This window comes from Leptonema illini DSM 21528 (assembly GCF_000243335.1).
Lineage (GTDB): Bacteria > Spirochaetota > Leptospiria > Leptospirales > Leptonemataceae > Leptonema > Leptonema illini.
In genome coordinates this window covers 974,927-998,891 of the sequence record NZ_JH597773.1, presented here as the reverse complement: position 1 = coordinate 998,891, position 23,965 = coordinate 974,927, and the positions used below count along the sequence as shown (strand labels likewise).

Genomic DNA, 23,965 nt, shown 5'->3' with positions numbered 1-23,965 from the left:
AAGCCGGCTCTGGCGTTCTCTGTTATCGAATTCCGACAAATAAGTCGGAGCCGGTCAATTCGACCACAAAGGTCCTGGAGGCGAGATTTCCTATCTCATCACAATGATACTCGGTGAGTTATCCATCATTCTTCTGCTTATTCTGATCAACGGCTTCTTTTCCTCGTCCGAAATCGCTTTAATCTCCTTCAAAAGGGGGCGTCTGAAGGCCCTTGTTGAAGACGGCGACATGCGTGCCCGGATTATAACGAAACTGCAACAGAACCCGGATCAGCTTTTCGCCACCGTTCAGGTCGGCGTTACGCTGGTCGGAACCCTGGCCTCGGTATATGGCGGTGCGAGCCTTGTGGGCCCGGTTCAGGGCCTGCTGGAGTCCACGGGCCTTCCCGTCGTCTCTGAGTTCGCCCGTGAAGGAGCCTTCGTCGTCGTCGTCGGTCTGATTACCTATCTGAGCATCGTCATTGGCGAGCTTGTGCCGAAATCGCTCGCTCTCAATTATTCGGAGTGGGTCGGTTTGAACGTGGCCTATCCGCTGAATCTGATGAGCAAGATCTTCTTCCTGTTCACAAAGGTTCTGACAGGTTCGTCGAATATTATCCTTCGCCCGTTCAAGGATCGCACGAGCTTTTCTGAGACCCGTCTTCTCGCAGAAGAGATTCTGCATCTGCTTGAAGAGGGCGTGAAACACGGCTCCATCGAACATACGGAGCATGAGATCATCGAAAACGTGCTCGATATGAACGAAACCGACGCCCGTGACGTCATGGTGCCGCGGGTCGATATCAAGGCGCTTGATATCGACGCCGACGAAGAAGAGGTTCGTCGGGCCATGGATCTGTTTTACAGCCGTATTCCCGTATACAAAGACAGTCTCGACAACATCGTCGGGATCCTGCACCTGAAAGACCTGATGCGCTCCATGTCGCGCAAAGAACGCTATTCGCTCTCACGTTTAACGAGACCGGCGTATTTTGTGCCCGAATCCATGAAGATCGGGAAGATCCTGAAAGAGATGCAGAAGCGCCGCTCCCATATGGCCATCGTCGTCGACGAGTTTGGCGGAACGGCCGGCCTTCTGACGCTTGAAGACATTCTCGAAGAGATTGTCGGCGAGATCCAGGATGTGACGGAGTTTAACGAGGAATCCGACATCATCAAAACCGGAGAGACCAGTTATCTGGTGAGCGGCGCCTGTAATACGTTCGATTTCAACGACTTTGTCGAAAAGGATATCATCCCCGAGTCAGAGGCCTACACGACCGTTGCCGGTTTTATCATTGAAGAGCTGGGTCGTTTTCCGGAGCTTGGTGAAGGCGCCGAGGTGAAGGGATACCGATTCGAGCTTGTGAAAAAAGTGCGACAGAAGCTCGTCCAGTTCAAGGTCACTGTGCTGAACGGCGAAGAGCAGAAGAAAATCGACTGATCGCCTGTTTCTTCGAGGTAGCGTCTTTGCACCCTGACAGTGCCTCCGGGGTGTTGTAAATTTGGTACTGTAACTGAATAGCATTCTGTTATTTTTTAGTTGAACCGGAATGCCCTTGAGATATTTTGTATTCTGGCCCCGTAGCTACGGGCGGCATACTTGAAAATACACTGAAAGAAGGAAACTGAGATGCCAGAACCTATATTGAACTTCGGATTGAACGACGAACAGTTGATGCTGCGGGATCTTGTTCGTGACGTTGTCAAGAACGAGGTTGTTCCGAATCGTATGAAATACGATGAAGAGAACAAATACCCATGGGAAATCCTGCATAAGTTTAAAGAGGCCGGTCTGTTTGGCGCAATGTTCCCCGAAGAATACGGCGGAATGGGGCTCGGCATGATGGGCAACATCATCCTTGCCGAAGAAATCGCCTACGGTTGCCTCGGCGTCGGAACGGCCTTCCTCGCTACAAAGCTCGGATCGCTGCCGATCGAAGTGGGCGCTACAGAAGAGCAGAAGAAGAAATGGTTACCCGGTATCGCGGCGGGTGAGATCATCGCAGCCTTCGGTCTTACTGAACCGAACGCGGGCTCCGATGTTCCCGCTCTTTCGACGACAGCCGTTAAGAAGGGCGATAAATACGTTCTGAACGGAACGAAGCAGTGGATTTCGGGCGCCGGCCAGGCGCAGATCTATACGGTTTTTGCCGTTACCGACAAAAGTCGCGGTCCGCGCGGTGTGAGCTGCTTCGTCGTCGAGAAGGACACTCCCGGTTTCTCTTTCGGTAAGAAAGAAGATAAGCTTGGAATTCGTTGCTCTGAAACCCGTCAGCTGATCTTTGAAGATTGTGAAGTTCCTGCCGAGAATTTGATCTCTCTTAAAGAGAATAACGGCTTCATTCACGCCCTGAAAACGCTGAACATGTCCCGTCCGGCCGTTGCCGCCTCTGCCGTGGGAACGGCTCAGGGCGCTCTGGATTGTGCTCTTCAGTATGCCCGTGAGCGTGAGCAGTTCGGCGTGAAAATCGTTACCTTCCAGGCGATCCAGCATATGCTTGCCGAGATGGCAATGAAAACCGAGGCCTCGCGTCTTCTGACGTATAAGGCCGGTCTTCTGGCCGAGATGGGGCATAAGGATACGGCGAAGTTCTCGGCTATGGCGAAATGCTTTGCCGCCGATTCGGCGATGCAGGTTGCCACCGATGGACTGCAGATCTTCGGCGGATACGGTTATACGAAAGAGTATCCGGCTGAAAAATACTTCCGCGATGCGAAGATTCTTCAGATCTACGAAGGAACGAGCCAGATTCAGAAGAACGAGATCGCTGCCGGTCTCATCAAAGAAGCCGCTTCTAAAAAGGCCTGAGTCGAATTCTGCCTGTTTCAGGCAGAAAGTGTTCAACGAAAAGCCAGTCCTGCAGGACTGGCTTTTCTATTTGATTCGCTCATAGCGAGGCTACGGCCTGATTGCCACGACTCGAAGACGCACATAGTCGGCGGTATTCCCGTGCCCTGATAGGGCGTAGTTCTGCACAGCGGTCTTAAATATTTCATCGCGGATGTGTTCGAACGATTGCCTTTCCCTATACCGTACTGCCGAATCGTCGCGACCATTATCGTCCCTCTGCATTGTGGGATTCCACCAACCCTTTACGAACATAGCGTACCAATTTGCAAGGCCGTCCAGGCCGAGATCGGTGGGGCGACGGAACCATTGTAGCATCTGCACCTCGAAGCCGGCCTTTTCAAGCACGACTCTGTATTCATCGGCCTCTGGATAGTACCAGGGATACTCTATACCCAGACCGGCAGCATTTGCTGCTTCGGTTAATGCGCGGCAGATCTGTTCTACATTCCTGTATCCACCGAATTCGGCAATGAAACGCCCGCCTGGCCTGAGTACGCCGGCGATCTGTTTTGCCGCCTGTTCGGCTTCTTTAACCCAGTGGAGCGTTGCATTGGAGAATGCGGCGTCAAAGCCGGAGTAGCGACTCAGGTCGAGTATATCGGCCTTTTCAAATCGGATGTCTGGAAAGTCGCCGCTCCATTTGTCGCGAGCTCGCCGCAACATTTCTTCTGATGCATCGACGCCGACCACCCTGGCCCCGCTGGCCGCTATCTCGACTGCGAGATCGCCTGTTCCGCATCCGAGGTCGATGATGCGCTCGTCCTGTCGAGGTTGCAGGAGAGAGAGCGCACCCTTTCCCAGTTCAGAAACAAAGGCATGCCTGCCGTCATAGAGATTGCTGTTCCATTCTTTCATACGAAAAATGTAGCACAGCTTCATATATAAGAAAAATGAATTGTGGTTATGGTATCTATTAGATATTCTTATGATATGGATTTTCAACGTCTTCGCAGTTTTGCCGAGATTGTTCGCTGTCAGTCTTTTACGGCAGCCTCCAGAAGATTGAATCTGACCCAACCCGCACTGAGCCGACAGATGGCTCTGCTGGAGCGCGAAGTGGGGGCGGAGCTCTTTGTCCGCTCCGGTCGCTTGATGCTGCCTACGCCGGCCGCCGAACGTCTTTATGCGATTGCCCTTGAGGCCGAGGATCTTGAGCGCCGGATGACGGGTGAAGATGAACTGAAGAATCTGCATATTGCCGTCGGCGGCTCTGCCGGCGTTGGCATCATACCTCCGATCCTGGCAAGGCTGCGTGAGGATTTCCCGGCGTTATCCATTCGAATAACGGAGTCGCTGCCGGCCGAACTGCAGCGTCTTGCCGCATCGGGCGTCGCCGATATCGTGATCCATGAACCGTTTTCTACTCAGGGCATGCTCGTTTCTGAGCCGCTGTATCGCGATAGAGTGCAGGCCATGGTCGGTATGGCGCCGGCACGCATGACGCTCAAGCAGTTGCGCTTAACGCCGCTTCTTTTGTTCGAGAAGGGTTCATCACTGCGTCGCGCGGCGGAGCAGATTCTTCAGCCACTGTATGCGGACTTTGAGTCGAATGTGATGATGGAACTGCGTACGATTGCCGCTTTGCAGGCGTCTCTACTTGCGGTTTCTTCGGTGGGGTTTCTCTCGTCGTTAACTGTTACCGAGCGGATTCGGCCGTTGCGCCTGAGCGGAGCCGTCTTATCGACCGAACGCACCTTTCTACTCAGTCATCTTCGCGGGCGACGTCTGCAGCCCTATCTCGACGGAATCCGAAAGGCCATTCCGCCGGAGGTTCGAATTCGAAATTCATGACCTCTTTCCGCGTCGGATGCGAGAACTCAAGGCGGTGCGCCCACAGCGCCGGTCCGCCAAGACGCAGCGTGGAGCCGTACTTCGTATCGCCGGCAAGAGGAAGGCGATGATGAGCGAACTGCGCCCGGATCTGATGAAAGCGCCCGGTGAGTAGCTCGACTTCGACGATCTGAAGCGGCGGGCGGGTCTGCGATCGCCTTCGTTCCCCGATCCATCGGTAACGCAGTTCGGCCTTTTTCGCTTCAGGATCGTTAGCCGATGCAATGACCGCTTTCTTCAGACGCCCGTCTTTTTTCAGATAGTCCTGCATGCTATTTTCTGGAGGTTCGGGGCGATGCTCGACGGCCGCAAGGTAATGCTTCGATACGGTGTGCTCCCGGAACTGTTCTGAGAGACGGGCTGCCGCTTTCGAGGTTTTCGCAAACACCATCAGCCCGCCTGTATTGCGATCGAGTCGGTGAACGAGACCGATGTAGACGTTACCGGGTTTGTGGGCCGATTCGCGTATATACTCTCGCAGCAGGTCGAGCAGATTTTCTGATCCGCCGATGTCGCCCTGGCAGAGCAATCCCTGGGGCTTTACGACGACGATAATATGGTTATCTTCGTAAACGATAAAGGGAAGGCTGTCTGCTCTGTCAAAGCGGTTCATCGGTTTTACTGTAATACAAAACGGACGGGAATGATAAAGGTGCGATTGTAAAAGGGAAACGTCCACGCGCGCAAGCGGTCGGCCGCCGTTCGATCAAGCAGATCGTATCCCGAAGACTGAAGCATCACCATACGGGCGACCTTTCCATCCGCATCGGTGTCGATCTGAAAGCTCACCGTGCCCTGCATACCCATGCGTCGGGCAAGCGGAGGGTAGTCGATCTCACGCATAATCTCTGATATTTCATGCGTTAGCAATCCGGCATCGACCTGAGCCCTGTCTTCGCCGTCGTCTTCTTGCTTCTGGTCGTTTTCTCGATCGGCGTTGCCGATGCCGCTTCGCTTCACCGGAAAAGAAAAGCGCATGCGCGCCTTTCCGGGAATAGAATCAAGAACGATATCGGAGGAGTCCGGCTCGGCGAACGAAACAAAACTGAGGGCGGCAAAACCGTGCAGCATGAGGCTGATCAAGAGGGCATGCAGAAACGAGAATTCTTTCAGCCCGGATCGTCTCAATCAATACAGCTCCAACGGAAATGTATAACCGGCCTGCACGCTACGGTTGTGTCCGCGAAGCAACGCCTGATTCTGATAGGCTCCTATGCCGCGCGTGAGCAGCATCACCGCCGCGACCTGACCGCCGTTTTTCGAGATATTGAACTCTTCGCGGAACCAGTTGCGTCCGGCTGCCCAGACAAGAAAGCCGTCGATGAAGAAATACGTAAGGGCCCTTGTGTAGGTCTGTCCGCGGGTCAGCGACGGCGATTTATAAGAGGCGTACATCACGCCAAGAGACGGATGCACGAGGTTGAGTCCCTGACCGAAGAAGTGGTTCTTAGGGTAAATCTTTTCATAAACGAGTTCCGCATCTTCTTCGTTGCGAACGATCTTCTCGATGGTGAAGATGCGGCTGAAGGTCAGAACGTCGCCGGCGTTGCCTTCGACCATGATGATCGGAGTGGGTTTGTTCTCTGAGATGTCGCCGAGAAAGACGGTGTAATTGAACGGAGAGTTCCAGCGAGAGGTCCAGCCGTATTTATAGCCGAGCGTTTCGTCGATGGGCACAAATCCGTTAGGGTCCATCTTATCGAGCATACGCTCGACGTCCTTCTTCGCCTCTTCCATTTTGCGTGGAGATTCGAAGGAGTTAAAGTCGCGAGCCAGAAGCGGTGTGGCAATAAAAACGGAGCAGATAAGAACGTGGCGAATGGTTCGATGAATCATCGGTTCCTCGATGGCTTCAGCTAATCGCATGAAGCAGAATGGCCAGATTGTAGACGACATGCATGCTCAAAGAGGCGATCACCCCGAATCGCAAAAACAGCCATCCAGCGGCCAGTCCGACAGGGAAAAGAAAGGGGGCAACCGAATATTCATGAGAGAAGGCGAAAAACAGGCCGCTAAAAAAAATCGCCCAGGCATGGGAGAGCCCCGTTTGTTTCAGAGATCCGGTCAGAACCAGCCTGAAATAGATCTCTTCAACGACGGGCACTATAAAGGCCATGCGCAGAATGGAGAGGCCTGTGATCTGCACGTCGGAGCTCTTTTCTGGAATGGTAAAAAAAAGTAAAAGAAAGAAAAGCCCGCCTGTGATGATACCGGTCAGGAATCCCTGAATCCTTGCAAGCGGGCTCTGCGGCCAGATAGCATCGCTTCGTAGCCGCCATCCGATAACGAAATAAAAGAGCAGAGGAGCAACGACGCCCTGCATCGCAACGTCGAGCCAGAAGTCCGAGGATGTAAAAAAGCGCAGCGACTGAAGCAGGGCAAAGAGCGTGAAGACCAGAACCAGGCGAACGGCCGGCGGAAAAGACGATAGAGGTAAGAGCGGCACGACTGAAAGAGATTCAGAGACCGGCGCACTCTGTCGAATAAAAAAGAAGATGCTGCGTCGCTCCTGTACCCTGCTTTTGCTCGGATTGGCCCTGACCGATCTTTCTGCCGTTGAGTCGAGCACCGATCTGTCGTCGCTTCATGGAGAGCAGGCTACAGAATTGAAGCGAGAGATTGCAGAGAATCTTAAAAGCGGCATGCAGTATCGCCGCCTCGACATCCCCCTGCGCTTTGTGGCCTACAGATTGAAAAAAGGGGAGCACTTCTTCGACGTCGTCACACGACTATCGCAGGATCCCGATACGCTTGCCTCGCTGAACTCTCTTGCCCATCCCGATGAACTGAGAGCGGGCGAAGTTATTCTTGTGCCGAACGCTCGCGGAGTTTTCCGCGATCCTGGCAAGGAGAAAGGCGGCATCGCCGTTTCGGTGATGAAAGGATCGAGTGCTCTACAGTTTGATTTCTTTCCAGGACGACGCTTCGAGCCGCGAGAGCGGGATTTCTTTCAGGGCCTTGTTTTTCGGCATCCGCTCATAGGAGCGCGGCAGAGCAGCGGCTTCGGATGGCGGAAGGATCCGATCCACGGAAGACATGCCTTTCATGGCGGTATCGATCTGGCCGCCTCTCAGGGAACGCCCGTGCAGGCGGCTGAGTCGGGCGAGGTGATCTTTGCCGGCGATAAATCCGGTTATGGCCGCACGGTCCTGATTCGACATGAATACGGCTACATCACCCTTTACGGGCACCTTTCAAAGATTCTCGTAAAGAAGGGAGACAGGGTGAAGCGAGGAATCGATATCGGCCGCGTCGGCAAGACCGGAAGAGTAACGGGGCCGCATCTGCATTTTGAGATCCTGAAGGAAGGACGACAGCGCCGCCCCGTATTCGACGTGCGCCATCGATAGTGTAAGCGGAGTTACAGAAGTCGCCGCTTAAGAATTCAGGATACTGTTCTCCGGAGAAGGATTGTAGAAATTATATCCACATCGACGAAAAGGGCCTGTTAACGATTCTTCAAAAAGGCCGAGATCTTTTTGTTCAGCTCGGCGGGATGAAAGGGTTTCACGATCAGGTCGTTCATGCCGACTTCTTTGATCCTGTCCTGCACCTCGCTCTGCGCCGAGGCCGTAAGAGCGACGATCGGAATCTGATTGTTGAACGTGCGAATCTGTCGCGTCGCCTCGTATCCGTCCATGACGGGCATGTGAAGATCCATGAGAATAAGATCGTACTGACCGTTCTTAACCTTATGCAGAGCCTCTTCGCCGTTATACGCCTGATCGACCTGAATATCCCAGAGTTCGAGAAACTTTCTCGTAATCAGAATGTTGGCTTCATAATCTTCGACGATAAGCACCCTGGCATTTTTCAGGTGAGGCATGCTCACAAGCGTGCCGCCCGATTCGTTCGTTTTCTCGATTTTCATACGAAAGCGGAAGGTCGATCCGTCATGCGGACGGGATTCAACCGTAATGTCGCCGTCGTAGTATTCGAGTATGCGCTTTGCGATGGTCAGACCGAGGCCGGCGCCATTAGGCTGTCCTGTAGCGGTGGATTCCGCCCTGAAAAACGGTTCAAAAATGCGCGAGATGACAGTCTGCGACATACCCGTGCCCGTATCGGTTAACACGGACTCGATAACGACGTGTGACCCCGTATCGTCTGCCATTTTGATTTCAAGTCTGACACTGCCAGTAACGGTGAATTTCTGGGCGTTTGAGAGCAGATGATAGTAGACCTGCCGGATGCGCGCCGGATCGGCGGATAGGCCTTCGGGTATGGCCGGATCAATGTAGTGTTCAAATTGCACGGGCGTATGCGTGAATGCCGGCTCGAACGATTCGCAGAGCTGCCCGATCAGTCGGGGGAACGAAAACGGCTGATTCTGAAAGCTCAACCTGCCGGCATCCATCTGCCCGAAATCCAGGATATCACTGACAAGGATCTGCAGTCGTTCGGCGGACTTCTTTAAGATGTCGAGCTCTTCCGTCTGATCTTCGCTGCGATTACGATCCGAGAGCAGATGCACGATGCCGCTGATTGAGTTAAGAGGCGTGCGTATTTCATGGCTGATAATAGAAAGGAATTCTGATCTCGCTTTTGACGCCTCATCGGCTTCTTCGAGCGTTTTCTCCAGTCGCGCCCGCGCATCCATCTCTTCGGTGACATCGGTCTGAAGGCCGATGAATCCGACATGGGTTCCCGTTCTATCAAACATGGGATCGATGCGCAGATCATTCCAGAAACCTTCACCCGTCTTGCGGTAGTTGAAGATGCGACAGTCGAAGCCTCTTATTTCATTGAGCCTTTGCTTCATAAATTGAGCGGTGGCCATATTTGTCGCCGGCCCATGCATGATCGTTCGCAGGTTCTTTCCCGCCACGTCTTTCAGAGTATATCCGGTGACATCGGTAAACGCCTGATTGACATAGACGACTTTTCGATCCTTATCGGTGAGTATTACGCCTTCGCGCGTCTGCCTTGCCACCTGCGAGAGGCGGTAGTTCTCATCGAGTAGATCAGAACGATCCATAAAGACCGACGTCAGATACGACGCCTGTTCGAGCGCCTCAAGCTCTTCGTCGTCGGGCATGCGACTGTCGCTGAGATAGACGGTCAGGGATCCGATGCTTCCGCCCTCACGATCGCGGACCGGGTAGCTCCAGCACGATGTGATGGATAAATCGGAAAGACGCTTGCGAAAGCGTTCATCTATGGGAAGCTTTTCTATGCAATCAACGAAAATCGACGTTTCGTTGACGAGAGCAAAGGCTGAGGGTGAGGCGTTTCGGTCGACGCCGGCTTCTTCGGTTAGGCGAATGAGTTCATCGGGAGCGTCGTGATCGGCCCGGACGATCAGTCCGTCATCCTGTTTGATCGTCAGAAGAGACGCAAAGGCGTTTGCTCTTTCTGCATGCACTCTGACAAGTTCTCGTAGCGTCGCCTCGGTATCGACGTGCCGGAAGGCCTTTTGTAGTAGTTGCAACATTGCCTCGCGGTAGTTGCGTCGACGGGCGCGATCGTCGATATCCTGAAAGGCCACCATCACGGAAGGCATTCCGTCCCATTCGATGGCCGTTGCATGCACCTCGGCGTTAAAGTACTCTCCGTTCAATCGCTTGAGACGCTCTTCAAGCATGGGAACGGATCCCTTTTCGATCATTATTTTGCGAATACGCTCGTTCACTCGCTGAAGATCTTCTGGATGAACAAAATCCAGAACATTGAGACCGAGCAGATCGTTGACCGTCCTTGCTCCAAGATCTCGCATGGCTCGCTCGTTGCTGAAGACCACTCTGCCGTTGCAATGTACGACGATGCTGATGGGAGCAAATTCGGCGATGGTTCGATTGCGTCGTTCGCTCTGTTCGAGCCGTCGATGTAGGAGATCACGATCTGAAACGTCGCGAAAGATGCCAAAGACGAGCCTGCGGCCTTCGAACTCAAAAGCGCTACCCTGTATCTCGACGGGAACGACGGCGCCGTCCTTCCTGACGATCTGCACGCTTGCTGCAAGCATCAGATCGCCGCGCGCATGCTTCGCAAAGATGGCGCGATACTGGTCGACCATCTGTAGCGGATGCAATTGCGATTGATGCATCTCGATCAGCTCGGATCGATCGTACCCCGTAAGTTCTTCGGCCCGACGATTCGCTTCGATGATGCGCCCCGTATTCGCCTCGGCGATAAAAAAGGCATCACCGGCTGTCTGAAAGAGCACGTCAAGCAGCTGGGTGTTCATGGGCATAGGCAGTCTTAATGGATGCCCGGGAGAAAGGTCACTGTCCACACTTTTTTAAAATCGTTGCCGCCGTGAAAAGGGATCGCGATCTGGTCATGTTCTTCTCCAGGGAGGAAGGGGGTGTGATTCCCCCGCTAACGGCGTAACTGTGTTGGATGCTTGCATCCTCAGTCAGATCTTCCCCGCGATGGCACGCCCGTGAACGGTCGTCGCATCCTGCATATGCAGGGGGCCCCCGGAGAGCACCCGGGGGCCGGTGTACAATTTGAATCTGTCCCCGGATTTCAAATTCACAGGAGAAGTCTATGAGACGAAACGTTTTCCGGGCCCTGCTTCCGCTGATGGCCCTTCCCCTTATGGTTGCATGTCCTTTTAAACAGGAAAAGGATGATACAGAAAAAGATATCCTGACCCTGCTTGCTTTGCCCGAGCAGATGGAGATCAACGGAAACTGGCATGACGGTTTTGGAACACACAGCATACAGGCATCAAAAACGATAGCGGGCGAAGTGTCGGGTTACTGGAGCTGGGGCGGTAGTGGGACCGTTCTCGATTTTTCGAACGCTACCCGCACTGCATACGTTCGTACGGGTGTGCCCTCATGGTGTACAAATTCAGGAGCATGCGAGTGCTTCGATGCCGGCGTCTGCCACAACAGGAATGTCTGGACGAAAAGCGGAGGTACGGTTTATTTCTGTCAGATTGTGTACAATAAACCGACTCTTGATGAAGCCAGGTCTGATCCGGCTGCTGTGGATGCAACGGATCTCGCAAGTGGTTGCAACGGCTTCGCATGGTCGACAATGACGCCGCAATGAGTTAGCCGAATTATGAGAAGTATCTTATATAGATGCCGTCCTCTTATGTTACTTTTCGTTTCCGTCCTGTCGGCCTGTCCGGCAGGCGGAGGCGGAGACGCCTTCCTGCCTCCGCCTGGTCTGACGTCCGGTGGAACTACAACGTGTCCCGCCGATGCCTGGCCCTTTGACACAGGCGCTTATCTTGCCGACTTCGTAACGGAGGCGCCCGGTGAGACGGGCGGCACGTTCGGGAATTCGCTTTGTGCTGTGAACGGAGTGTACGGTAACGGACTCAATAGAGGATCAGGGGACGTCTACTCATTGAAATCCTCGCCTGCTTCGACGCTGTGCGAGGCAAACGAGAAGTGCATCGTTCTCGAATGGGCCGGCCGCCGCGTGCTAAGCGGGGCGGGAGCGGACTTTGTCGTATTCGAGAATCCGTTTAATCGAACAAGCGGCGGTCGCTTCGTCGAAGCCGTTATCGTCGAGGTATCACAGGACGGTACGGTCTGGTGTGGTTGGAACCCGGCTTATACGGGCGAAACGGATTCCGGTGCCGCTCAGTTTTCACTTGATATCTATGATGTGGCGAAGTATGATGATGTGGCGGGGCTTGAACCGGTTCTATTCAATCAGTCTACGTGGACTGGAACGGCTACTGACGTTTTCGACGTAGCGAAGGCCGGTGGAGATCATTTTGATCTTGCTGATCTTGTGGCGAGCGGCTCCTGCGATGCGGGGACCGTGAGCGCTATTCAAGCGAGCGGCTTTGTGTATCTTCGAATGACGACGGGGAATTCACGATCGCCGGCGTCTTTCCCGTTGCCTGGAGATTCCTTTGATCAAACGGGCGATATCGACGGAGTGGTGGCACGCAATGTTGATGACAGATAGCGCAATGTCTCGTTCGACAATTCCATCAACCGATCTGGGCGAAAGGCTACAGGCGAAGATCGACGGCAAGACGAAGCCACCCGGCTCTCTCGGTCGTCTCGAAGAGTTAGCCATGCAGATCGCTCTTCTGCAAGAAACGACGGAGCCCGAGATACGATCGCCGCTCTGTCTCGTCTTTGCCGGTGATCACGGTATCACGGAGGAAGGAGTCAGCGCCTTCCCGGCCGAGGTCACGTATCAGATGGTGCTGAATTTTCTCTCTGGCGGAGCGGCCATCAACGTTTTCGCCCGGCAGAACGGCCTGCATTTTCGCGTCGTCGACGCCGGAGTGAAGGGCGATTTTGAAGCGCACGAAAAGTTGATACAGAGCAAGATCGCAGCCGGTACGGTTAACTTTCTGACAGGCTCAGCGATGACCGTTGCTCAATGCGACGAGGCGATCGCACAGGGTCGCCGGATTGTTGCCGGTTGGAGCGCACGAGAGGGCACCAATCTTTTGATCTGCGGCGAGATGGGCATCGGCAATACGACTTCGGCAGCGGCAGTATTGCATGCTCTATCGTCGTTGCCGGCCGAGGTCTGTGTCGGACGTGGAACGGGCGTGGACGATGAGATGCTACAGAGAAAGCTCGACATCGTACAGCAAGCGGTTGAGAGGCATGCGCTGCGGGGAGCTGATGCGACGAGCATTCTCAGGAGCGTCGGTGGCTTCGAGATTGCTATGATGACAGGCGCTTATCTGGAAGCGGCTGAGCGTCGCATCCTGATTCTTGTTGACGGCTTTATCGCGACAGCGGCCGCTCTGCTTGCGGTGCGCATGCAGCCCCTTGTTACACAGGCGATGGTCTTTGCGCATAAATCTGACGAGAAGGGCCATGCGGCGATGCTTGATCTGCTGGGTGCCTCTCCGCTTCTCGACCTCGGCCTGCGACTGGGCGAAGGAACGGGAGCGGCGCTTGCTTATCCGATCGTTCTGGCCGCCGTCAATTTCCTGCGTGAGATGGCGGATTTTGCTTCGGCGAACGTGAGCGAAAAGACGGAGTAATACGAGACGAGTATGCCTTTTCTTCGCGATCAATGGATATCTTTTTATACGGCCGTCGGCTTTCTCACACGCTTTCCCGTTCCAGGCGGCGGACATCCGGACTATCTTGATCGATCGGCGAAATGGTCGCCTTTCGTCGGAACGTTAGTCGGAGCCGTCGCCGCCGGTGTCTTCGCTCTCGCTCATCTGTTTCTGCCCGTTTCTATTTCGGTCGTGCTTGCCATGGCCGTTACCGCGTATCTGACCGGCGGCTTTCATGAGGACGGTTTCGCCGATTCCTGCGACGCCTTCGGCGGAGGCTATACGAAAGAAGACGTTCTGCGCATCATGAAAGATTCCCGTATCGGTTCGTTCGGTGCGTTAGGCCTGTTTCTGCTGCTATTGCTCAAGTATGCCGCCCTGACTTCGCTTGCATCGAACTATTACCCCGATACGGTTCGCATCGTCGGCATGGCTCTGATCGCCGGGCATACAATCGGCCGGTTCGCGGCGATCTCTTTTCTCATAACACAATCGTACGTGAGAGACGATTCCGGCGCAAGGGCCAAGCCCGTCGCCATCGGTATGACGGGGATGCAGTTTGCGTTCGCAACGCTCTGCACGGCCGGCGTCATTGCCGGTATGGGCTTTGCTCTGGGATGGCATGCGATGCTCGCCCTTCTGCTTCCGCTTATCGTGCGCCTCTTTCTCGGTCGCATGTTCTTGCGTCGTATCGGTGGTTATACAGGCGATGCGCTCGGCATGACGGAGCAGGCGACGGAGGCGGCCCTGTATGTCGGACTTGCGGCCATTCTACAGTTAGCATGAATCAGATCTGGGTCAGGCATGGAGCGACGGAGCTTGCATCGGGGCGGGTCTGCGGTCAGATTGATCCGGCTCCGCTTTTGTTGCCCGAGGAATGTCGGCATCTTGAGTCTGTTATAGCCGGGCATTTCGGGGCGCACTTTCAGCAGACAGTGGCCTTCTGCAGTCCGCTCCAGCGCTGTTCGCAGCTCGCCCGAAGGCTCGGTTTTTCGCGCGCTCACAGCGATGATCGCCTGAAAGAGCTTTCGTTCGGCGATTGGGAGGGGCAGCGCTGGGATGATGTTCCGCGAGAACAGCTGGATAACTGGGCCGGCGATTATTTGAATCGCAGGCCGCCCGGCGGCGAGAGTCTGCACGATCTACAGAAACGGCTACAGCTTTTCCTGGATGAGATCCCCGCCGGTCCTGTTGTCATTTTCACGCATGGCGGAGTCATCCGCGCCCTTACGACGCTTACCGGTATGTCGCCTGAATCGGCGATGGCCATGCCCGTTCCCCTGACCTCTGCCTTTCTTCGAAGCCCCGGAGGCCTGCAGCGGTTGGCCTAAAAATAGATTGACCGGTGGCGCTTCTCTGGCGATCTGATCGCAGATACGATTCGTATCGCACCGCGGGTGTGGTGTAATGGTAGCACAGCAGCCTTCCAAGCTTCTGGCGAGGGTTCGAATCCCTTCACCCGCTAATTCCCTGTCAAAAACAGTAACGCTTCCCGAAATTCATATGTCCGTCACAATTGCGGCCATGTTACAGATCCGTCATCGTTCCGTCATAATTTGCTTGTAGCTTGCCTGCAATGGTGCAGAAAGGTATGATCAATCCTGAAAAGACGGAAACGGCCGCCCCGTCCGGCATTCGAATCCTTGTCGTCGACGACGAGGAGGACATCCTCAATATTATTCGTTTTAACCTTGAAGAGGAGGGCTTTATCGTAAGCACCTCTGATAACGGCCTCGACGCCTGGAATAAGGTCGAGCGTTCGCTTCCCGACGCCATCGTGCTGGATCTGATGATCCCGGGAATGAACGGCATGGATCTATGCAAGAAGATCAAGAGCAAATACAGCGTGCCTATCGTTATGGTGACGGCGCGAGCGGGCGAAACCGACGCCGTGCTCGGCCTGGAGCTGGGAGCCGATGACTATATTCGCAAGCCCTTCTCGCCGAGAGAACTGATCGCCCGTCTGCGAGTCGTCCTGCGTCGCCATTCCACGGCCACCGAATCTCTCGAAGGATCGCTCTCTCTCGGTCATCTGCACATGAATAGAGCGGCTCACCGGGTAACCCTTGAAGGGAAGCCCGTCGATCTGACTCTTATCGAATACAAGCTTCTCAAGCTCTTTATGGAGAATCCCGACATCGCCTTCACACGCGATCGCCTGCTTGATCGCGTCTGGGGCCGGGACGTGTACGTATCGGATCGTACGGTCGACGTCAATATCAAGCGACTGCGTGAAAAACTGGGCGAGGAGCGTGAGCGACTGGAAACGGTGCGCGGCATCGGCTATCGCTTTCGCGCAGATGGGCCGGCCGGTCAGGCGTAATCGATGAAAAGCGTATTCGGACGAATTCTGCTCATTCCCACGGCGGTCTTTTTCCTGCTTTCGGCGCTTTTCTATCTTCGTTATGTCAAGGACGGTCCGGTTCAGGTTGAAGATTTCATGCTTCTTTTCGGAGGCACGGCCGTCGCTTTCGCCGTTCTTTCTTTTCTGTTAACCTATCGCACGACAGTGCTTATCATCAGACCTCTGCAGAACGTTATCAGGCTCCTGAAAGACGCTCCTGAAGCAAGCCGGGAGGCGGATTTTGCTCGATCGGGATTTTACGAGATCAACGAGATTCAGAAGCAGACGAAGATTTATCTGAGTCGTATGCGCGATCAGCTCGCCGACCTTGATCTTGAGAGGGAGCTGCTCCGATCGCTGCTGAACGGCCTTCGCGAAGGCGTGATGTGCATCGACAGCGCAGGCGATATCGTTTTCGTAAACGACCGTATCGACGAGCGTCTGCTTGATCTGAAATCGCCGTCGTCGCGCTACTATTCGCGAATTCGCAATCCCGTTCTGCTCGAGTATATCGGGCGTCTGATGAACGGCTCGCTGCAATCTGGCGAAGCAAAGATCGCCGATGCCGTGTTCATCGACGACGGCGATCTTGAGTTTCGTGCCGGCGATCGGTATTTTCGTTTGCGACACCGCCCTGTTCAGGTCGGTCGTGATCCGTCGATGTTTCTGATTCTTGTTCAGGATATGACCGAAGAGTATAACACTCGTCGCATGCGAGAGGATTTTTTACAGAACGCATCGCATGAGCTGAAGACTCCCATTACGAGTATCCGCGGTTATGCTGAGACGCTTCTGCCACGCATTACCGAAGAAACGCCGCACAGATTCCTTGAAGGCATTGTTCGAAACGCCGAGAGGATGGACCGTCTGATCCATGACATGGTCGTTATCTCTTCTCTGGAATCGCGAGCCTACCCGTTTTCGCCCGAGGCGATCGATATGCCTGCCTTTCTCGACGATCTGAAACTGCTCGTTGAAGGAAGTCTGAACCAGAAGAGGCAGCGGCTGAATATAAATGCAACAGACGTTCGCGATGTGTTTGCGGATCGCCTTCTTCTCGAGCATCTGCTTGTCAACCTTGTGAGTAACGCCTCGCGTTATTCTCCTGAGGAATCAAGCATAACGATTTCAGTCAGTCGTAATGCTCGCGGACGTTTTGAGTTGCGCGTTTGCGATCAGGGGCCCGGTATTCCCGAGGCCTACAGGGAGAAGATCTTCGAACGTTTTTTCAGAGTCGATACGGATCGTTCGCGAAAGGAAGGCGGAACCGGCCTCGGTCTTTCGATAGCAAGACACGTGGCACGTATTCATTCCGGTAGTATCCATGTCGAAGATGCCCCAGGCGGAGGAGCCTGTTTCGTTTTTGTTTTCTCGGGAGCCGGGCCCTTAAAGGCCTGATATCGGTCGGCCCTCGGTCTCTTGCTGTTCAATCCCTTGCTTGATGAAACAGGCCCTCAAGTGGAACGGGATGCCCGAGAGCATAGCCCTGGGCGAAATGGATTCCCAGCTCGGTGAGAGTGGACAGCGCCGCGGAGTCCTCGACGTATTCGGCGATGGTTTGCTTTCCGAGAATGCAAGCGATTTCGTGAACCGACTTTACAATGGCCAGGTTTAACGGGTCGGCAGTCATAGCCCTGACGAACTGCCCGTCGATCTTCAGATAGTCCACGGGAAGATTTCTGAGGTAACCGAATGAAGCGAGTCCGCTGCCGAAATCGTCAAGAGCGAAAAGGCATCCTCTGTCTTTCATTGCAGTAAAGAATTCGCATGCAGCCAGCATATTGCCGATGGCCGCCGTTTCGGTGATCTCGAAACAGAGGCGATTCGATCTGATATCGGTCGAGTCAAGAATTCGGATAACGTCACTGAGGAATCCGGGGTCGCCCAGCGACCGGCCCGAGATATTGATGGAGCATTCGACGGGATGATCTTTCAGCGTCGCAAGCCATTGCAGAGCGTGTTCGATCACCCAGCGATCGACTCGCGTGGCCAGGTGATAGCGCTCGACGGCGGGCATGAAGTCCTGAGGTCTGACGATCTTTCCGTCCTGGTCCAGCATTCGCAGAAGAATCTCGCATCTTCGTTCGCCGTTTGCTTCTTCCTGAAGCGCTTGAATGAGCTGACCGTGCAGAACGAACGTGTTTTTCTGCAACGCATGCTCGATCCGGCTAACCCACTCCATCTCGCCGTATCGCTGGGCAAGAGCAGGGTCGCCATACGAATGAATATGTATTCTGTTGCGCCCCGCCTCTTTGGCCACGTAACAGGCCGTATCGGCGGCCTGCAGAATGGCTCCCGGGCTTTCGCTACGACCGTCGATAGCTACGATTCCGACGCAGACGGCGACGCTGAACTGACGACTGTTCCACTGGAAGCGAAAATCCGAAAGGGCTCTCTGCATCGAATCGGCGACGGCTACTGCCTGAGGAATATCTCGGTTTTTCAAGATGGCGCCGAATTCATCTCCACCCAGGCGGCACAGAACGTCGTCTCGCGTCAGGCACTGCCTGAAAAGAATGCCCACCTGCCGCAGCAGTTCGTCGCCGGCCGCATGTCCACATGTGTCGTTAACCACCTTGAACTCGTCAAGATCCATATAAAAGAGGACATGGCGAGCCGTATCTGCCCTGCCTTCGTCGAAGGACAGGGCCAGCTTTTCTTCAAAGGAGCGACGATTCCCGAGGCCCGTTAACTCATCGTGCAGAGCCTGAAATGCGATCTCCTGGACGTTTTCCTGTAGAGTCGCATAGAGCAGAGAGTTTTCGATACTGATGGCAATCTGCGCCGAAAGCACTCTCAGAACCTCCATGCGATCCGGCGTGAACGCCTCCGTAGTCAGATTGTTTTCAAGATAGACGACGGCGATCACCTCGCCTTTATGCAAAATGGGATAGCAGAGCAGAGACTTTGGAGAGGTCGCTTTCACGTAGGAATCGTTGACGAACATACCCTCGCGGGTCGCATCGTCGAGCAGGACGACGCTCTTTGTGCGAATCACGTAGTTCACGATGTTAACGCCGATTCCGGGCGTAGCGCCAAGCGGTTTTCCCTGAAGCACCTCGATGCTCTGAGTATTGGCGTTGCTTTCGGCCTCAATGTACCATTGCCCTTTTTGCAACAGGATGAAAGATCCTTTCTCGGCCCCGGCGCTTTCAAGAAGAATGGACATCATCGTTTCGAGCAGCTTGCCGAGCTGTATCTCTCCTGAAATGGCCTGCGACGCTTTCAGCACAGAGAGAATATCGAAGTATCTGCCCCCGTTCTGGCTTCCGAGCGGAGACTTCGCCCTGTCGGATGTCGTGCTTTTGCCGCCTGTTAACGCGGAAACCTGCCGGCGCATAGCTTCCGGTAGACGCGCTTCAAGAGCTTGCACTTTAGGCGAACATCCCCAGCTGCGGTAGGCCTGCAAGGCTCGAATCAGATGCTGCTTCGAATACAGATCGTCTGCGCTTTCTTCCCATATGGCTGCGGACAGTTCATGAGCGATGGCCTCTTCGAGCAGATAGGCGTTTCGTCCAGCAAGAACGGCCGCCTTTCGGTAGCTGGCCATAGCGCCGGAAGTATCGCCCTGGATCTGGCTGAGCAGACCCTTCACTATTAAGTATTTATGACCGTAGTTCGCCTCGCAGTGATACGACCACTTTTCGAATCGCTTCGCGTTCTTCTCGAGGCGCTGCCGTATCTGCTTGCGCAGCTTCTTCTGCGCTTCTGGATAGATTGCCGCCGCCGCCAGGGAAAGGAAGAAGAGCTGCTCGGGAACGAACATCATGCCCGACATAGCGTCTTCCATCGGTTCGGCAAGGAGGGCGTATTCATAAGCCTTCTGTCTGTCGCCGAAAAGGTATTCCAGCCTGCTTTTCGCTACGTAGAAATCAAAGAGAGCGTTTGCGTTCTTTGCTGCAAGCCATTCAGACAGCACCTTCGTTTCATCGAAGTATTTTCCCGTGAGTTTAAGAAGGTCGTCGGCTTCTCCTTTCAGGTTAAGGACGGATTGTTCGTTCAGCTGAAAGAGCTGATAGGCGTTATACTGCTGCAAAGAGGCAATAACCGGATGTTCGACTGAGAATCGTTCTGCAAGATCGCTTAGGTTCTCCCGCATCAGCAGGCCCTGAAAGAAAACGTTATTCAGCGAGTAAGAGGAAAACTGTAGATCACCGGACTCAAGACCGGCGTTGAAGGCCTGCCTGTAGAAGCTCTTTCCTTCTCTGGCGTGAAACTTCCAGTGGTTGATCATCGTCTGGAACATAAACACGGTTCTGCATTCGATCGATTTCGCGGCGTTGCCGAATCGTGAAAGCAGTTCGAGGGAGAGCCTGCCGAATTCGTAGCCGGAATCGAAGTCGCCGAGCACTGATCCCTGAATGATGCCGAAAGAAACGTAGGCGAAAGGACTGAGCGGCGAGTTGCCTTTTTTTAGAGAGACGTTCAGCATCTTGAGAACGATCACGGGAAATAGAGAAGGCTGCGTCAGGAAGGCCGGAGCCACGGCTGCGACAAGCAACCGCATGATGGCAAGAGAATTCTCGTCCTGCATGATCGGCAGGTCGACCAGGCCCTGCACGGGCTTCTTCCCGAGCCGCATCTTGAACTTGAGCAGTTCGCTTATTACGGAAAGTCGATTGGGATTTGCAGGCAGGTGCACAGATAGCGTTTTCAGAGCTTCTTTCAAAAGCTGAAGGGCTTCGCGCATCCGATTCTGGCTGACGTACATCGCCGAACGCAGCTCGTATACGGGGATTCGGTCGTGTGTGCGGCGGGCATTTTTCAGAATGAGATCGAAGGTTCTCTCGGCCGCTTCATAGTCTTTGTCGAGGTACTCGGCCCTTGCAAGCAGCGTATGCAGATCCAGCGTCAGCTCATATTCGTTCTGCCATGCGCGATCCGGCAGAGTCTGGATCGCCTGCCTGAAGAATCCACATGCGGCTTCATAGGCGTTCGAGGCGAGGGATTTGTTCCCGGCCATTGTGTTAAGCTGCCGCAGCGTGGTGATTTCTTCTTCCGTCGTGATATGAACGGCTCCCTGATTCATCTGGTTAACGATCGTAAAAACGTTGTCTTCGAGATTGAATCGATCGAGCATCGACAGATAGGCGTTAGAAATGCGATAATGATTGGCCGCTCGTTCCGAATCGGAGGTCATGGCATATGCCGCTTCGCGAATCCTGTCGTGCATGAACGTCGCGTCATGCGTGCCGAGCCGTAAGAAGCCTTCGTTTGCCAGATGGATCAGTTCACGCCGGACCGTACCGTGATCCGCTTCTTTCAGTATATCGGCGAAGACGTCCTGCCTGAACCAGTTACCGACGCATGCCGCCAGTTTCAGGACTTCCTGGCTCTTTTCTGGCAGCTCTCTGACGCGATCGACCATGAACTCGATGACGTTGTCGGCCATTCTGACGTCCTGAATGCCCGACATGTCGACCTGCCAACCTGCCTCTGTATGGCGTATGAGGTCTTTTTCGTAATAGCTGCGAAATACCTCCAGAACGAAAAACGGATTTCCGTTCGTTTTTTTATGCAGCGTCAGAGCCACATCGTTAGCCAGCCTGTCGTCGCAGGAAAGAGTATCTCGCACCATTTCCCTGACATCGGCGATCGTCAGAGGTTGAAGCAGGAGTTCTCGCGGATGCCGTTCGGCGATTTTCAATTCGTCGATCATGCGCGCGAACGGTGACGACGGCGGAACTTCGTTGTCGCGAAACGACAATATCATGCACAGATGCTGAATTTGGGGATTCAAAAGGACGGTCTTGATAAGGTGCAGGCTTGAAGAATCCGCCCATTGCATATCATCCAGGAAGAGGGCGAGCGGATGTTCTTTCGTTGCAAGGGCCTGAATGAGATTCTGAAAGACTCTGCTGAAGCGGTTCTGCGCTTCTTCCGCTCCAAGGGAGGCGATTTCGGGCTGTTCACCGATCAAAGTCTGCAGTTCCGGAATCACCTCGATGACGACCCTGCCGTTAGTCCCGACTGCATGCTGTATCTTCTCTTTCCAGGCAGAGATCGCCTTCTCGGGCTCAGTCAGAATCTGCCGGATCAGATGCTGCAAGCTCTGCGTGATCGCCCGATAAGGAACGTTGCGCTTGAAGGCATCATATTTACCGGTAGCGAAGTATCCTCTGTATTCGGTGATAGGTTTGCGAACCTCGTTGATCAGAGCGGATTTTCCGATGCCTGAATGTCCTGAGATAAGCAACAACTCCGTGCGGCCGCTTCGGATGTCTTTGAACGTCTGTATGATCTGCTCGATTTCGCGTGAGCGACCGTAGAGTTTTTCGGGAATCTGAAACCGGCTGGATAGATCGTACTTACCGGGCCGCAGGTCGAGGTCTCTCAAATGATCAAGGCCGCTTTGAAGCAGGCAATTTCGACAGGTTTGAAGATCGTGCAACAGTCCCTGCGTGCTCTGGTAGCGATCCTCGGGATTCTTCTCGAGAAGTTTCATGACGATTCTCGAAAGAGCGGCCGGCGTATTATTCCGGGAAAAGGGGGATACGGGAGTTCTGGCGATATGAGCATGCACAAGCTCAAGAGGATCGGAATAGCGAAAGGGAACGTCGCCTGTGAGCAGCTGATAGAAGGTAATGCCGAGCGAATACATATCCGTTCGATAGTCGACCGTTCGGTTCATGCGTCCCGTCTGCTCGGGCGATACGTAGGCAAGGGTTCCATCAATCGAGCGATTCAGAGAGACGGCCGATGTTAACCTGGCCAGCTCGCTGGCGCTTCCGAAGTCGATAATCTGGAGCTTACCTGTTTCGCGATTGATCACGATATTCTGCGGCTTGATGTCGCGATGAACTATGCCTGCCTGATGAACCTCGCCGAGCGCTTCCGTGGCGCTGATCATGACGTCGATCGCTTCAGAGAAGGGAAGACCTCCTGAACAGGCCAGATGCAGCGGTACGGCGCCTGTATCTTCGAAGACGATCGCGGGAGAACCGCCAAGGCGACCGAATGCGATGGCGCGAACGATCCCGTCCGCCTGCAATCGCTGTAAAATATCGTATTCATGCCGGAACGCCGAGAATTCCGCCGGATCGGGATGCTCGTTGCGCAGAACTTTGACGATTACATTCGTCGGGCCTGCTTTCGCGCGATAGACGACCGCCATCTCGCCCGAGTGAAGCTCGGATTCAATTTCATAGCCCGACAGTTCCATCATGGCAGGTTTGGCCCGCACCCTTGCAATATGACCTCACATCGACACAAACTCATCTTGCAGTCTTGCCTCCGTCGACTGAGATCGCCGCCCCCGTAACAAAACTCGCCTCGTCGCTACAGAGCCAGGCGGCAGTGGAAGCGACTTCATCGACGCGGGCCATGCGGCCCAGTGCATAGGACTTCATTCGTTCGGCACGCAATTTTTCGGGATCAGGCGCGTTCGCGTAAAACAAATCATCCATGTCGGTCTGGATTCCGCCGGGGCAGAGAGCGTTGATTCGAATCCCGTACCTTCCGTATTCAAAAGCGGCGCTTTTCGTGAGGCCGAGAATGGCATGCTTCGTAGCGGAATAAGGCGCCACGTTTTCTTTGCCTCTGAGGCCGAGGGCGGACGATACGTTAACGATCGCTCCGCCGCCCGTTTTCATCATCGCCTGAATCTCGCTTCGCATACAGAGGAAGGTGCCGGTGAGATTGATATTGACGACTTGATTCCAGACCTCATCGGTTGTTTCAGCCACGGGTCGCAGATCGCCCGATACGCCGGCATTGTTGACGGCGCAATCCAGCCTGCCGAATTCGGCGACGGTGCGTTGAATAAAATGGGAGACGTCGTCGGCCTTGCTCACATCACACGGGAGAAAAAGACATCTTCCACCGGACTGTTCGATCATGGCGACGGTCTTCGCCCCTTCTTCAGCGCGTCGTCCGCATATGGCGACCTGCGCCCCTCGCTTCGCGAAGGTCAGCGCCATTGCTCGACCGAGGCCAGAAGTCGCCCCCGTTATGAGAACTGTCTTTCCCGTGAAGTCCATACTGCTCTCCTGAGCTATCGTCGCCTGCCGGG

At 54.4% G+C, this 23,965-nt stretch carries 19 protein-coding genes and 1 tRNA gene; 12 read left to right on the top strand and 8 right to left on the bottom strand.

Annotated elements, in window-relative coordinates; all coding sequences use genetic code 11:
* Positions 1 to 103 precede the first annotated feature (103 nt).
* Entirely contained in the window at positions 104 to 1,423 is a 1,320-nt protein-coding gene (locus LEPIL_RS04520) for a hemolysin family protein (protein WP_002770402.1), read from the top strand.
* A gap of 189 nt (positions 1,424 to 1,612) precedes the next feature.
* Positions 1,613 to 2,791 (top strand): acyl-CoA dehydrogenase family protein, encoded by a 1,179-nt coding sequence (locus LEPIL_RS04515; protein WP_002770400.1) that lies wholly within the window; start codon positions 1,613 to 1,615, stop codon positions 2,789 to 2,791.
* A gap of 90 nt (positions 2,792 to 2,881) precedes the next feature.
* On the opposite strand, the gene LEPIL_RS04510 is transcribed toward LEPIL_RS04515, so the two are convergent.
* Positions 2,882 to 3,688, bottom strand: a complete 807-nt coding sequence (locus tag LEPIL_RS04510) for a class I SAM-dependent methyltransferase (protein WP_157135023.1) — start codon at positions 3,686 to 3,688, stop codon at positions 2,882 to 2,884.
* A 48-nt stretch (positions 3,689 to 3,736) separates the two neighbouring features.
* Here LEPIL_RS04510 and LEPIL_RS04505 point away from each other — a divergent pair, with 48 nt between their 5' ends.
* Positions 3,737 to 4,624, top strand: a complete 888-nt coding sequence (locus tag LEPIL_RS04505) for a LysR family transcriptional regulator (protein WP_002770396.1) — start codon at positions 3,737 to 3,739, stop codon at positions 4,622 to 4,624.
* Here the strand turns inward: LEPIL_RS04505 and LEPIL_RS04500 are convergent.
* Genes LEPIL_RS04500 through LEPIL_RS04485 form a run of 4 tightly spaced genes read right to left on the bottom strand, consistent with a single transcriptional unit; the run spans position 4,536 to position 7,109 of the window.
* Complete coding sequence (locus tag LEPIL_RS04500) at positions 4,536 to 5,276, bottom strand: RluA family pseudouridine synthase (RefSeq protein ID WP_002770394.1); 741 nt, start codon at positions 5,274 to 5,276, stop codon at positions 4,536 to 4,538. The two genes, LEPIL_RS04505 and LEPIL_RS04500, sit on opposite strands and share 89 nt — an antisense overlap.
* Positions 5,277 to 5,281: 5 nt before the next feature.
* Positions 5,282 to 5,791, bottom strand: coding sequence for an LIC_10042 family TonB-like protein (locus LEPIL_RS04495; protein WP_002770392.1), 510 nt, complete (start codon positions 5,789 to 5,791; stop codon positions 5,282 to 5,284).
* Positions 5,792 to 6,529 carry a hypothetical protein gene (locus LEPIL_RS04490; protein WP_143464650.1) on the bottom strand — a complete coding sequence of 246 codons (738 nt, stop codon included), beginning with the start codon at positions 6,527 to 6,529 and terminating at the stop codon, positions 5,792 to 5,794.
* A complete protein-coding gene (locus LEPIL_RS04485) occupies positions 6,516 to 7,109 on the bottom strand; it encodes a CPBP family intramembrane glutamic endopeptidase (RefSeq protein ID WP_002770386.1) in 594 nt (197 codons plus the stop codon). The genes LEPIL_RS04490 and LEPIL_RS04485 overlap by 14 nt, the downstream gene beginning before the upstream one ends.
* A gap of 49 nt (positions 7,110 to 7,158) precedes the next feature.
* Between LEPIL_RS04485 and LEPIL_RS04480 the strand changes: the two genes are divergently transcribed.
* Positions 7,159 to 8,013 (top strand): M23 family metallopeptidase, encoded by an 855-nt coding sequence (locus LEPIL_RS04480; RefSeq protein WP_002770385.1) that lies wholly within the window; start codon positions 7,159 to 7,161, stop codon positions 8,011 to 8,013.
* Between the two features lie 98 nt (positions 8,014 to 8,111).
* On the opposite strand, the gene LEPIL_RS21620 is transcribed toward LEPIL_RS04480, so the two are convergent.
* On the bottom strand, positions 8,112 to 10,856 hold the full coding sequence (locus tag LEPIL_RS21620; protein WP_052608157.1) for a PAS domain S-box protein: 2,745 nt from the start codon (positions 10,854 to 10,856) through the stop codon (positions 8,112 to 8,114).
* 299 nt (positions 10,857 to 11,155) lie between these two features.
* Between LEPIL_RS21620 and LEPIL_RS04470 the strand changes: the two genes are divergently transcribed.
* The 8 genes from LEPIL_RS04470 (at position 11,156) to LEPIL_RS04435 (ending at position 17,352) form a co-directional block, all read left to right on the top strand.
* Positions 11,156 to 11,668 carry a hypothetical protein gene (locus LEPIL_RS04470; protein WP_002770383.1) on the top strand — a complete coding sequence of 171 codons (513 nt, stop codon included), beginning with the start codon at positions 11,156 to 11,158 and terminating at the stop codon, positions 11,666 to 11,668.
* A gap of 45 nt (positions 11,669 to 11,713) precedes the next feature.
* Entirely contained in the window at positions 11,714 to 12,544 is an 831-nt protein-coding gene (locus LEPIL_RS04465) for an LIC_13355 family lipoprotein (protein ID WP_002770382.1), read from the top strand.
* Positions 12,545 to 12,548: 4 nt separating this feature from the next.
* Positions 12,549 to 13,589 (top strand): nicotinate-nucleotide--dimethylbenzimidazole phosphoribosyltransferase, encoded by a 1,041-nt coding sequence (gene cobT, locus LEPIL_RS04460; protein ID WP_040918297.1) that lies wholly within the window; start codon positions 12,549 to 12,551, stop codon positions 13,587 to 13,589.
* A gap of 12 nt (positions 13,590 to 13,601) precedes the next feature.
* Positions 13,602 to 14,396 carry an adenosylcobinamide-GDP ribazoletransferase gene (locus LEPIL_RS04455; protein ID WP_002770380.1) on the top strand — a complete coding sequence of 265 codons (795 nt, stop codon included), beginning with the start codon at positions 13,602 to 13,604 and terminating at the stop codon, positions 14,394 to 14,396.
* Entirely contained in the window at positions 14,393 to 14,941 is a 549-nt protein-coding gene (locus tag LEPIL_RS04450) for a histidine phosphatase family protein (protein ID WP_002770378.1), read from the top strand. The genes LEPIL_RS04455 and LEPIL_RS04450 overlap by 4 nt, the downstream gene beginning before the upstream one ends.
* A 62-nt stretch (positions 14,942 to 15,003) precedes the next feature.
* Positions 15,004 to 15,074 (top strand) — tRNA-Gly (locus LEPIL_RS04445).
* A gap of 127 nt (positions 15,075 to 15,201) precedes the next feature.
* Positions 15,202 to 15,933, top strand: coding sequence for a response regulator (locus LEPIL_RS04440; RefSeq protein WP_040918296.1), 732 nt, complete (start codon positions 15,202 to 15,204; stop codon positions 15,931 to 15,933).
* 3 nt (positions 15,934 to 15,936) lie between these two features.
* Positions 15,937 to 17,352, top strand: a complete 1,416-nt coding sequence (locus LEPIL_RS04435) for a sensor histidine kinase (protein WP_002770373.1) — start codon at positions 15,937 to 15,939, stop codon at positions 17,350 to 17,352.
* Positions 17,353 to 17,380: 28 nt separating this feature from the next.
* Here LEPIL_RS04435 and LEPIL_RS04430 read toward each other — a convergent pair whose 3' ends face one another.
* Together LEPIL_RS04430 and LEPIL_RS04425 are read right to left on the bottom strand one after the other, a co-directional pair.
* The gene (locus tag LEPIL_RS04430) at positions 17,381 to 23,119 is read right to left on the bottom strand and encodes an EAL domain-containing protein (protein ID WP_002770371.1); all 5,739 of its coding nucleotides are present in this window, start codon (positions 23,117 to 23,119) and stop codon (positions 17,381 to 17,383) included.
* Between the two features lie 49 nt (positions 23,120 to 23,168).
* Positions 23,169 to 23,933 (bottom strand): SDR family NAD(P)-dependent oxidoreductase, encoded by a 765-nt coding sequence (locus LEPIL_RS04425; RefSeq protein ID WP_002770369.1) that lies wholly within the window; start codon positions 23,931 to 23,933, stop codon positions 23,169 to 23,171.
* Positions 23,934 to 23,965: the final 32 nt, after the last annotated feature.